Origin of the sequence: Pseudomonas sp. NPDC079367 (assembly GCF_044542195.1) — a bacterium.
Lineage (GTDB): Bacteria > Pseudomonadota > Gammaproteobacteria > Pseudomonadales > Pseudomonadaceae > Aquipseudomonas.
The window spans coordinates 89,477-100,155 of the sequence record NZ_JBITTW010000017.1 but is presented as its reverse complement, the minus strand read 5'-3'; the positions used below and the strand labels follow the sequence as shown (position 1 = coordinate 100,155).

Genomic DNA, 10,679 nt, shown 5'->3' with positions numbered 1-10,679 from the left:
CTCCGGTTATAATAATAGCGGGAGCAGTTATCCGCCTGCGGGTTACGGTACGAACGGCGCCTATGCCGGGGGAGCGGCTTCGGCCCCTGCCTCGGCACAAGGCATGCTGTTCAACCAATTGCAACAGATGCAGGATCAGATCTCGCGCCAACAGGGCGTGATCGAAGAACTGCAGAATCAGGTTGCGCGCATGAAGCAGGAATCCCTGGAGCGATACCAGGATCTTGATCGGCGCATAGGATCCGGCGTTGCACCAGCCGCGACTCCCGAGAATTCTTCTGCCGGTGGCGATGCAAGTGTTGCTGCCGGTGCTGCCGCAGGTGCCGCTTCGGCGTCCCAAGCCCCTGCTGCGGGTAGCGAACCGGCTGATCCGGCCAAGGAAAAGCTGTATTACGATGCCGCTTTCGACCTGATCAAAGCCAAGGATTTCGACAAGGCCAGCCAGGCCTTCGCGGCTTTCCTGCGCAAATACCCGAACAGCCAATATGCGGGCAACGCCCAGTACTGGCTCGGCGAAGTGAATCTGGCCAAAGGTGATCTGCAAGGTGCGGGTCAGGCCTTTGCCAAGGTTTCGCAGGTGTATCCCAAGCACAACAAAGTGCCGGACTCGCTGTACAAACTGGCTGACGTAGAGCGCCGCCTCGGTCACACCGACAAGGTCAAAGGCATTCTGCAGCAGGTGGTGTCCCAATATCCGGGTACGTCCGCCGCACAGCTGGCTCAGCGTGATCTGCAGCGCATGTAAGCCTGTTTATCCGTGTTTTGAAGAAACCCGCGCTAGTCGCGGGTTTTTTCGTTAGAATTCACGCCCTTTTTCTGAAACACGCTTCTTGCGGTCTACGCGTTGGCGGGATTGCCTGAAGTGCCTGACGGAGGCGGACAGCCTGTTTAGCTGTTACGCCCGTGGCGACTATGCAAGACACATTGAGAATCACCGAAGTTTTCTACTCGTTGCAGGGGGAAACTCGGACTGCCGGGCTGCCCACAGTTTTCGTGCGCCTGACCGGTTGCCCGTTGCGTTGCCAATACTGCGACAGCGCTTATGCGTTCAGCGGCGGCACCGTGCGCACCCTCGACGATATTCTTGAGCAAGTGGCCGGATATCGTCCGCGCTACGTCTGTGTCACCGGCGGTGAGCCGCTGGCCCAGCCGAACGCCATCCCTTTGCTTGAACGGTTATGTAATGCCGGATACGAGGTCTCGCTGGAAACCAGCGGCGCCCTCGACGTTTCGGCCGTCGATCCGCGAGTCAGTCGCGTAGTCGATCTGAAAACGCCGGGCTCGAAAGAAGCTCATCGCAACCGTTACGAGAACATCGAACTGCTGACCCGCAACGATCAGGTGAAGTTTGTCATCTGCTCGCGCGAGGACTATGACTGGGCGGTTTCCAAGCTGATCCAGTACGGTCTTGATCAGCGCGCCGGCGAAGTGCTGTTTTCGCCAAGTCACCACGACCTGAATGCTCGGGAGCTGGCTGACTGGGTGGTGGCGGACAATCTGCCGGTACGCCTGCAATTGCAGCTGCATAAATATCTTTGGAACGACGAGCCAGGACGCTGAAATGAATCAACTACTGAACACTACCGAAAAACGCGCAGTCATCCTGCTGTCCGGCGGCCTCGACTCGGCGACTGTCGTGGCGATGGCTCGCGCTGAAGGCTACGCCTGCTACACCATGAGCTTCGATTACGGCCAGCGCTCGCATGCCGAATTGCACGCCGCCGCCCGCGTTGCGCGCGATCTGGGTGTGGTCGAGCACAAGGTTATCGGGCTGAATCTCAATGGCATGGGCGGCTCGGCGCTGACCGACACCAGCATCGATATTCCGGAAGAGCTGGGCGAAGGCATTCCGGTGACTTACGTGCCGGCGCGAAACACTGTGTTCCTGTCGTTGGCATTGGGTTGGGCGGAAGTGCTCGGCGCACGGGATATCTTTATTGGCGTGAATGCGGTGGATTATTCCGGTTACCCGGATTGCCGCCCGGAGTTCATCGAGTCGTTCGAGCGCATGGCCAATCTGGCAACCAAGGCGGGCGTTGAAGGCAACGGCTTCCGCATTCAGGCGCCACTGCAGAACCTGAGCAAGGCGCAGATCGTCCAGGCCGGCGTGAAGCTCGGCGTTGATTATGGCCTGACTGTTTCCTGCTATCAGGCAGACGATGACGGCCGCGCTTGCGGCAAATGCGACAGCTGCCGCCTGCGTGCTGAAGGCTTTGCGGCGGCGGGTGTGAGCGATCCAACTCCTTATTTTTGATCTTTTTCAAAAAAAGTGTTGAATAGTCCTTAAAAATCAGTATTATACGCGCCACCACACAGCGGGTCGTTAGCTCAGTTGGTAGAGCAGTTGGCTTTTAACCAATTGGTCGTAGGTTCGAATCCCACACGACCCACCATATTTGGCGGTTTAGAAAATCCGGAAGGCCCACGAAAGTGAGGATTTCCGGGTTTTTTTTTGCCTGCAATTCTGACCTCCGTTTTTCTCCGTCGCCCAACCTGACACAGGTCAGAATCATCTTTTGTATCAACGGGATATTCTGTAGCCTTGCGCAACTTCAACGCTGTCCGTGCCTGATGATACTCACTCTCCCGGCGGTACCCTCTAGCGGTCCGGAGCCGGGTGTATACTCGACTTTCGCGCGAATGCGCCTGCAGGTCTTGCGAACATGACGCAGATTTCCGAACGCCTTCTGGTTCAAGCCCACCTCGATGCCAAACAGCCCAAACCGCTGACGGCAGAGGAGGAGGCTTACTACCGTTCCGCCATCGCCGCCGAGCTCAAGGCTCAGGACGCGGTGCTTGTGGCCCACTTCTATTGCGATCCGGTGATTCAGGCCTTGGCCGAAGAAACCGGCGGCTGTGTTTCCGATTCCCTTGAAATGGCTCGCTTCGGCAATGCCCATCCGGCCAAGACCGTAGTGGTCGCCGGCGTGAAGTTCATGGGCGAGACGGCAAAAATTCTCAACCCGGAAAAACGCGTGCTGATGCCAACGCTGGAGGCAACCTGCTCTCTGGACCTTGGTTGCCCGGTCGACGAGTTCTCGGCGTTCTGCGATCAGCATCCGGAGCGTACCGTGGTGGTCTACGCCAACACCTCTGCAGCGGTAAAGGCGCGTGCCGACTGGGTGGTGACTTCGAGCTGCGCACTGGAAATCGTCGAAAGCCTGATGGACAACGGCGAGACGATCATCTGGGGCCCGGACAAGCACCTGGGCACTTACATTCAGCGCAAGACCGGTGCCGACATGCTGCTGTGGGACGGTGCCTGCATCGTTCACGAAGAGTTCAAATCCAAGCAGCTTGAAGACATGAAAGCGCTGTACCCGGACGCGGCGATTCTGGTGCATCCGGAGTCGCCGACTTCGGTGATCGAACTGGCCGATGCCGTCGGCTCGACCAGTCAGTTGATTGCCGCCGCGCAAAGCCTGCCGAACAAGACCCTGATCGTCGCTACCGACCGTGGCATCTTCTACAAGATGCAGCAGCTGTGCCCGGACAAGGTCTTCATCGAGGCGCCGACCGCCGGTAACGGCGCGGCATGCCGCAGTTGCGCACATTGCCCGTGGATGGCCATGAACACCCTTGAGCGCACGCTGAAGAGCTTGAAGGAAGGCACGAACGAGATCTTCGTTGACCCGGCGTTGATTCCGCAGGCGATTCGACCGTTGAAGCGAATGCTGGATTTCACCCAGGCAGCACGGATGAAACTGGCCGGTAACGCCTGATTTTCAGGCACCGCAATTCAGATGTGGGAGCGGGCTTGCTGGCGAAAGCGGTGTATCAGTCACCATTGAAGTGACTGATACGGCGCCTTCGCGAGCAAGCCCGCTCCCACATTGGTATTCGCTGTCTGGAAATTATTTACTCTTCTTCGGGATCCGCACCACGCGGGTATCTGAATAGATGTCATGCCAGGTGCGCTTCTGCTTGTCATACAGCGACCAGAAGAACCCCAGCCCCGCGCACAGCCACGACGCGATCGACACCATAAAGCGCAATAGCGCCTGCCACAGGCTGATCGCCGTGCCATTGGCGTTCTGCACGCGAATGCCCCACACCTGCATGCCGAGTGTCTGCCCGCCATGGGTCCAGAACTTGGCGAAGAAACCGAACAGCACCAACAGCAGCACCGTGGAGTAGAGCGGGTCGCCATCGAGCTGGCCGGCATCGGTCATCGCCCGCAGACGTTCTTCGCCAATGATCGCGGCCTGGATCAGTTTGTAAACGAAGCCAGTGACGATCAGCAGTGCGGTACACAATAGAAAATCATAGAACATCGCGGCCAGACGGCGGCCGAGGCCAACAGCAGGAAAGTCGCCCTGTGGGGTGAGCAGGTTTTTCGACATGGCAGCCTCTGAGGGCGAAAGGAAATGGCATTTTACGGACTCGCGCGCACAAAAAAGCCCCTGATATCAATATCAGGGGCTTTTTCGTAGCAGAAATCAGGCTTCAGCTTGTACTTCGTCAGCCTGCATGCCTTTCTGACCTTGCACAGCAACGAAAGTCACTTTCTGGCCTTCTTTCAGGCTTTTGAAGCCGTTGCCCTGAATGGCGCGGAAATGTACGAACAGATCCGGACCGCTTTCTGGAGTGATAAAACCAAAACCTTTCTCGTCGTTAAACCACTTGACGGTACCGCTCTGACGTGTGGACATTTCTTATTTCCTTTGACGCATAAATTGATGACAGCCCCTTTCACATGAAAGAGTACTGGAGCTGGTTGCAAGGAGTAAGAAGACGTCGAGCGGGATGTAGCTAACTTGTAGGCTACTGCCCAGGTCACGATTCCAAGCTGACCCATGCAAACACAGTGGACAAACTCTACGCCAACTACGGGAGAAAAAACAAGCCCTGCGAAGGGCCCGGTTTCACTGCGCTTCATGGCAGTTTGTCAGTTCACTAGTGCGTTCTTAGATGAATGTAGGGTTCTATTTTTTTCAAAAGTTATAAGCAACGTTCATATACGAAACAGATGTAAAAAAACGCACTGTTTTATGGCGATTGCGTTACACATTAGTGCATGCATGACGCAATCGCGTTACTTATAGAAACAGTCGATCAGCCGCGATAGTAGCGTTGTGGAACAAATGGCATTTTGCTTACAAGCATTTGCACCTTTTTCCCACGTACGATGGCCCATACCGGTGTTTCGAGCGCAACGTAAGCGCTGTCGAGATAACCCATCGCCAATGGCCCGCCCAAGGTCGGACCGAAGCCGCCACTGCAGACATTCCCGATGATTTCGCCAGCCTCGTTGACGATCTCTGCACCTTCGCGCACTGGAGTACGTTCCTGTGGCAGCAGGCCGACGCGTTTGCGTGCGACGCCATTTTGTTGCTGCGCGAAAATGTGCTCTGCGCCCGGAAAGCCGCCGGGCCGGGCGCCGTCGGCGCGGCGTGGCCTGGAGATCGCCCAGAGCAGGCTGGCTTCGATCGGCGTGGTCTCGGTGTTCATGTCATGGCCATACAGGCACAGACCGGCTTCCAGACGCAGCGAGTCGCGGGCGCCGAGGCCGATGGCCTGAACTTCTGACTCGGCGAGCAAGGCTCGGGCGAGTTTTTCCGCTTCAGCGGCCGGTACCGAGATTTCGAAGCCGTCTTCACCGGTATAGCCCGAACGACTGACAAAGCAATCAACGCCGAGCAGCGTCACGCGTTGGAACTGCATAAAAGTCATTTTCGCCACGTCCGGCGCAAGACGCGCCAGCACCGTAACGGCTGCCGGACCTTGCAAGGCGAGCAGGGCGCGCTCTTCGAACAGCGCCGTAATGGTGCACTGATCGCCGATGTGTTGTTGCAGATGCGCGAGATCGTGATCCTTGCAGGCGGCATTGACCACCAGGAACAGTTCGTCGTTGCCAAGGTTGGCGACCATCAGGTCGTCGAGAACGCCGCCGGTTTCGTTGGTGAACATCGCATAACGCTGCATGCCTACCGGCAGGTCGATGATGTCCACCGGCACCAGAGTTTCCAGGGCTTTGGCAGAATCGGCGCCGGTCAGGCGGATCTGGCCCATGTGCGAGACGTCGAACAACCCGGCCTGTTCGCGGGTGTGCTGGTGTTCTTTCATCACGCCGAGCGGGTATTGCACGGGCATGTCGTAGCCGGCGAACGGCACCATGCGTGCGCCGAGTTCGAGGTGCAGCGCGTGCAGCGGGGTTTTCGACAGGTGTTCGGTGGTCATACGGGACTCCTTGATTCATCCCAATCCTCTCCTGCAGGGAGAGGGGGCTAATTAGCATTCGATAATGTTGACTGCCAAACCGCCACGGGCGGTTTCCTTGTATTTGCTTTTCATGTCGGCGCCGGTCTGGCGCATGGTGCGGATGACTTTGTCGAGGGAAACGAAATGCTGGCCGTCGCCACGCATGGCCATGCGCACCGCATTAATGGCTTTCACCGAACCCATCGCGTTGCGCTCGATGCACGGGACTTGCACCAGGCCACCGATCGGGTCGCAGGTCAAGCCGAGGTTGTGTTCCATGCCGATTTCCGCAGCGTTCTCGACTTGCTGAACGCTGCCGCCAAGCACTTCGCACAGGGCGCCGGCCGCCATGGAGCAGGCCACACCGACTTCACCCTGACAACCGACTTCGGCGCCGGAGATCGACGCGTTTTCCTTGTAAAGAATGCCGATGGCCGCAGCAGTCAGGAGAAAACGTACGACGCCGTCGTCATTCGCCCCGGGGATAAAACGCATGTAGTAATGCAGCACCGCCGGAATGATCCCCGCCGCGCCATTGGTGGGCGCAGTCACCACGCGGCCGCCGTTGGCGTTTTCCTCGTTGACCGCCAATGCATAAAGGTTGACCCAGTCGAGCACGGACAGCGGGTCACGCAATGCTGATTCCGGGTTTTTACACAGCTGCCGATGCAGCGCTGCGGCCCGACGTTTCACTTTCAGGCCACCGGGCAAAATACCTTCGTTGCGGCATCCTGCGGCGACGCAATCCTGCATGACCTGCCAGATCTTCAGCAGCCCGGCGCGAGTCTCTGCTTCCGGGCGCCAGGCGCTTTCGTTGGTCAGCATCATCTGGCTGATCGACAAACCGTAGGTGCTGCAATGGCCAAGCAAGTCCTTGGCACTTTTGAACGGGAAGGTCAGTGGCGTGGCATCTTCGACGATGCGGTCGGCACCGGCCGCATCCTCATCGACGACAAAACCACCGCCCACCGAGTAGTACTCACGGCTGCGAACCTGCAGCCCCGCCGCATCGAAGGCGCGAAAGATCATGCCGTTGGGGTGGTAGGCCAACGGTTTGCGAATCATGGCCAGATGCTCTTTCTCGTTGAAGGCGATGCTGTGCTCGCCCAGCAAATTCAGTCGGCCGTTGCCGCGAATCTCCTGCAGGCGCGCCGCGACAGTTTCAGTGTCGACGGTGTCCGGGTGCTCGCCTTCGAGGCCGAGCAACACGGCCTTGTCGCTGCCATGTCCCTTGCCGGTGGCGCCGAGCGAACCGTACAGCTCGACGCGCACGCTGGCAGTGGCGGTCAGCAGGTTTTCACGGCGCAAACCTTCGACGAACCGCGCCGCCGCCCGCATCGGGCCGACGGTGTGGGAGCTGGAGGGGCCGATGCCAATCTTGAACAGGTCGAACACGCTTAACGACATGAGTGTTTCTCCGGTTTCTTGTTATGGGAATTGGCGCAAGCATTAGGCTGGGTACAGATCTGCGGTGGGAGCGGGCTTGCTCGCGAATGCGGTGTATCAGTCGCCATCAATATTGCATGACACACCGTATTCGCGAGCAAGCCCGCTCCCACATTTGGATCTGCGGTGTTGCTGAAAATCGGGGCAGGCAAACCCGCCCCTCATTCCCTTAAGCGTAGCTTTCGATCGACGGGCAGGCGCAGACCAGGTTGCGATCACCAAAGACGTTGTCGACACGACCGACCGGTGGCCAGTATTTGCCTTCAACCAGCGACGCCACCGGGTACACCGCTTGCTCACGGCTGTATGGATGAGTCCATTCGCCCACCAGTTCCGCTGCGGTGTGCGGGGCGTTTTTCAGTGGGTTGTCGTCCTTGTCCAGCGTGCCGTTTTCCACTGCGCGGATTTCTTCGCGGATGCGGATCATCGCGTCGCAGAAGCGGTCCAGTTCTTCTTTGGATTCGCTTTCGGTCGGCTCGATCATCAGCGTGCCAGCGACCGGGAACGACATGGTCGGGGCGTGGAAACCGAAGTCGATCAGGCGCTTGGCGACGTCATCAACGCTGATGCCGCTGCTGTCTTTGAGTGGACGCAGATCGAGGATGCACTCGTGCGCCACCAGGCCGTTGCTGCCGGTGTACAGCACCGGATAGTGCTCTTCGAGGCGACGGGAAATGTAGTTGGCATTGAGAATCGCCAGTTGCGAAGCGCGCTTCAGACCGGCGCCGCCCATCATGCGGATGTACATCCAGGTGATCGGCAGAATGCTCGCGCTGCCGAACGGTGCCGCGCAAACTGCGCCTTCCTTGCGTTCCATCTGGCCGTGGCCCGGCAGGAAAGGGGTCAGGTGCGACTTGACGCCAATCGGGCCGACGCCCGGGCCGCCACCGCCGTGAGGAATGCAGAAGGTTTTGTGCAGGTTCAGGTGCGAGACGTCGCCGCCGAACTTGCCCGGTGCGCAGAGACCGACCATGGCGTTCATGTTGGCGCCGTCGATGTACACCTGGCCGCCGTTGTCGTGAATGATCGCGCAGATTTCGCGGATGCCTTCTTCGAACACGCCGTGGGTCGACGGGTAGGTGATCATCAGTGCGGCGAGGTGTTCGCGGTGCTCGAGGGCTTTGGCGCGCAGGTCCTCAATGTCGACATTGCCACGGGCATCGCAAGCGGTGACCACGACGCGCATACCAGCCATTTGCGCGGTGGCAGGGTTGGTGCCGTGGGCCGACGACGGGATCAGGCAGATGTCGCGGCGTTCATCACCACGGCTCTGGTGGTAGGCGCGGATCGCCAGGAGACCTGCGTATTCACCTTGCGAACCGGCGTTCGGCTGCAGCGAGATCGAGTCGTAACCGGTGGCGGCGCAGAGCATCGCTTCCAGTTCATCGGTCAGTTGCTGATAGCCAGCGCTTTGCGCGGCCGGGGCGAACGGGTGCAGCGCGCCGAACTCGGCCCAGGTCACCGGGATCATTTCGCTGGCGGCGTTAAGTTTCATGGTGCACGAGCCCAGCGGGATCATGGTGCGATCCAGCGCCAGGTCTTTGTCCGCCAGTTTGCGCAGGTAGCGCATCAGCTCGGTTTCCGAGTGATAACGGTTGAACACCGGGTGGCTGAGGATTGGCGACTGGCGAACCAGCGAGGCAGGAATGGTGCTCTGCACCGAAGCGGCCAGCGCGGTGAAATCCGGCAGGGTCTTGCCGTCAGCGAACAGGCTCCACAGGGCTTCGATATCGGCTTGCGTGGTGGTTTCGTCGACCGACAGGCCCAGACGTTCGGCATCAATGACGCGCAGGTTGATCTGCGCAGCGTGAGCCTTCTCGTGCAGCGCGGCGGTGTTCGCGCCGGTGGCTACGGTCAGGGTGTCGAAGAAGCTTTGCTGTTCAACGCTCAGGCCCAGCGCGGTCAGGCCCTTGGCCAGAATCGCGGTCAAGTGATGCACGCGGTTGGCGATCTGGGTCAGGCCTTTCGGGCCGTGATACACGGCGTACATGCTGGCGATGTTGGCCAGCAGCACCTGCGCGGTGCAGATGTTCGAAGTGGCCTTCTCGCGACGGATATGTTGCTCGCGAGTCTGCATTGCCAGACGCAGGGCTGGCTTGCCGAAACGGTCAACCGAGACACCGACCAGCCGGCCCGGCATGTCGCGTTTGAACGCATCTTTGGTGGAGAAATAAGCAGCGTGCGGGCCACCGAAGCCCAGCGGCACGCCGAAGCGTTGCGCCGAACCGATGGCGACGTCAGCGCCGAACTCGCCCGGCGCGGTCAGCAGCGTCAGGGCCAGCAGGTCTGCGGCCACAGCCACCAGAGCGTTGGCGGCGTGGAAACGCTCGGTCAGTTCGCGGTAGTCGAACACATCACCGTTGCTCGCCGGGTATTGCAGCAGCGCGCCGAAGAACGGCGTCACGTCAGTCAGTTCGCGTTCATCGCCCACGACCACGTCGATGCCCAGGGGCTCGGCACGGGTGCGCAGCACGTCCAGGGTTTGCGGGTGGCTGTGGATGGAGGCGAAGAACTGGTGGCTGCCCTTGTTCTTGCTCAGGCGTTTGCAGAAAGTCATGGCTTCGGCAGCAGCGGTGGCTTCGTCGAGCAGGGATGCGTTGGCGATCGGCAGGCCGGTGAGGTCGCTGATCATTGTCTGGAAATTCAGCAGCGCTTCGAGACGGCCCTGGGAAATTTCCGGTTGGTACGGCGTGTAAGCGGTGTACCAGGCAGGGTTTTCCAGCAGGTTGCGCAGAATCGGCGACGGCGTGTGGCAGTTGTAATAGCCCTGGCCGATGTAGGTTTTGAACAGCTGATTCTTGCCGGCGATGGACTTGATCATCGCCAGGGCATCGGCTTCGCTGAGGCCGTCGTCCATGCCGAGCACGCTGGTGCCCTTGATGCTTTCCGGAATGACGCTGGCGCTCAGGGCTTCAAGTGAATCGAAGCCGAGGCTGTTGAGCATCGCTTGCTCGTCACCGGCGCGCGGGCCGATGTGACGGGCGATGAATTCGTTGGCGGTGCCGAGATTGATGGCGGTCATGGCGTATTTC

Annotated in this window: 9 protein-coding genes and 1 tRNA gene; 5 read left to right on the top strand and 5 right to left on the bottom strand. The window is 59.4% G+C overall.

The genetic code is table 11. The features are described from left to right. The 5 genes from ybgF to nadA all read left to right on the top strand — a co-directional run. Positions 1-745, top strand: a 745-nt coding sequence (ybgF, locus tag ACIGDJ_RS15770) for a tol-pal system protein YbgF (protein ID WP_397504569.1), incomplete at its 5' end; no start/stop codon positions are given. Between the two features lie 167 nt (positions 746-912). Further along, positions 913-1,560 carry a 7-carboxy-7-deazaguanine synthase QueE gene (gene queE, locus ACIGDJ_RS15765; protein WP_101155756.1) on the top strand — a complete coding sequence of 216 codons (648 nt, stop codon included), beginning with the start codon at positions 913-915 and terminating at the stop codon, positions 1,558-1,560. Between the two features lies 1 nt (position 1,561). After that, a complete protein-coding gene (gene queC / locus ACIGDJ_RS15760; RefSeq protein WP_101155758.1) occupies positions 1,562-2,254 on the top strand; it encodes a 7-cyano-7-deazaguanine synthase QueC in 693 nt (230 codons plus the stop codon). A gap of 63 nt (positions 2,255-2,317) precedes the next feature. Continuing rightward, a tRNA-Lys gene (locus tag ACIGDJ_RS15755) sits at positions 2,318-2,393 on the top strand. 270 nt (positions 2,394-2,663) lie between these two features. Further along, the gene (gene nadA / locus ACIGDJ_RS15750) at positions 2,664-3,722 is read left to right on the top strand and encodes a quinolinate synthase NadA (RefSeq protein ID WP_016773509.1); all 1,059 of its coding nucleotides are present in this window, start codon (positions 2,664-2,666) and stop codon (positions 3,720-3,722) included. A 132-nt stretch (positions 3,723-3,854) separates the two neighbouring features. On the opposite strand, the gene ACIGDJ_RS15745 is transcribed toward nadA, so the two are convergent. From ACIGDJ_RS15745 to gcvP, 5 genes are all read right to left on the bottom strand, one after another. Then, the gene (locus ACIGDJ_RS15745; protein WP_101155760.1) at positions 3,855-4,343 is read right to left on the bottom strand and encodes an RDD family protein; all 489 of its coding nucleotides are present in this window, start codon (positions 4,341-4,343) and stop codon (positions 3,855-3,857) included. Positions 4,344-4,439: 96 nt separating this feature from the next. Then, the gene (locus ACIGDJ_RS15740) at positions 4,440-4,652 is read right to left on the bottom strand and encodes a cold-shock protein (protein WP_003227496.1); all 213 of its coding nucleotides are present in this window, start codon (positions 4,650-4,652) and stop codon (positions 4,440-4,442) included. Between the two features lie 403 nt (positions 4,653-5,055). Next, complete coding sequence (gene gcvT, locus ACIGDJ_RS15735) at positions 5,056-6,180, bottom strand: glycine cleavage system aminomethyltransferase GcvT (RefSeq protein WP_397479174.1); 1,125 nt, start codon at positions 6,178-6,180, stop codon at positions 5,056-5,058. A 51-nt stretch (positions 6,181-6,231) separates the two neighbouring features. Further along, positions 6,232-7,608 carry an L-serine ammonia-lyase gene (locus ACIGDJ_RS15730; RefSeq protein ID WP_397479173.1) on the bottom strand — a complete coding sequence of 459 codons (1,377 nt, stop codon included), beginning with the start codon at positions 7,606-7,608 and terminating at the stop codon, positions 6,232-6,234. Positions 7,609-7,816: 208 nt separating this feature from the next. Continuing rightward, positions 7,817-10,669, bottom strand: a complete 2,853-nt coding sequence (gene gcvP, locus ACIGDJ_RS15725; protein ID WP_101155768.1) for an aminomethyl-transferring glycine dehydrogenase — start codon at positions 10,667-10,669, stop codon at positions 7,817-7,819. Positions 10,670-10,679 lie beyond the last annotated feature (10 nt).

Coding starts and splice junctions, on each gene's coding strand:
- queE (WP_101155756.1), top strand. CDS start 913: ATGCAAGACACATTGAGAATCACCGAAGTTTTCTACTCGTTGCAGGGG.
- queC (WP_101155758.1), top strand. CDS start 1,562: ATGAATCAACTACTGAACACTACCGAAAAACGCGCAGTCATCCTGCTG.
- nadA (WP_016773509.1), top strand. CDS start 2,664: ATGACGCAGATTTCCGAACGCCTTCTGGTTCAAGCCCACCTCGATGCC.
- ACIGDJ_RS15745 (WP_101155760.1), bottom strand. CDS start 4,343: ATGTCGAAAAACCTGCTCACCCCACAGGGCGACTTTCCTGCTGTTGGC.
- ACIGDJ_RS15740 (WP_003227496.1), bottom strand. CDS start 4,652: ATGTCCACACGTCAGAGCGGTACCGTCAAGTGGTTTAACGACGAGAAA.
- gcvT (WP_397479174.1), bottom strand. CDS start 6,180: ATGACCACCGAACACCTGTCGAAAACCCCGCTGCACGCGCTGCACCTC.
- ACIGDJ_RS15730 (WP_397479173.1), bottom strand. CDS start 7,608: ATGTCGTTAAGCGTGTTCGACCTGTTCAAGATTGGCATCGGCCCCTCC.
- gcvP (WP_101155768.1), bottom strand. CDS start 10,669: ATGACCGCCATCAATCTCGGCACCGCCAACGAATTCATCGCCCGTCAC.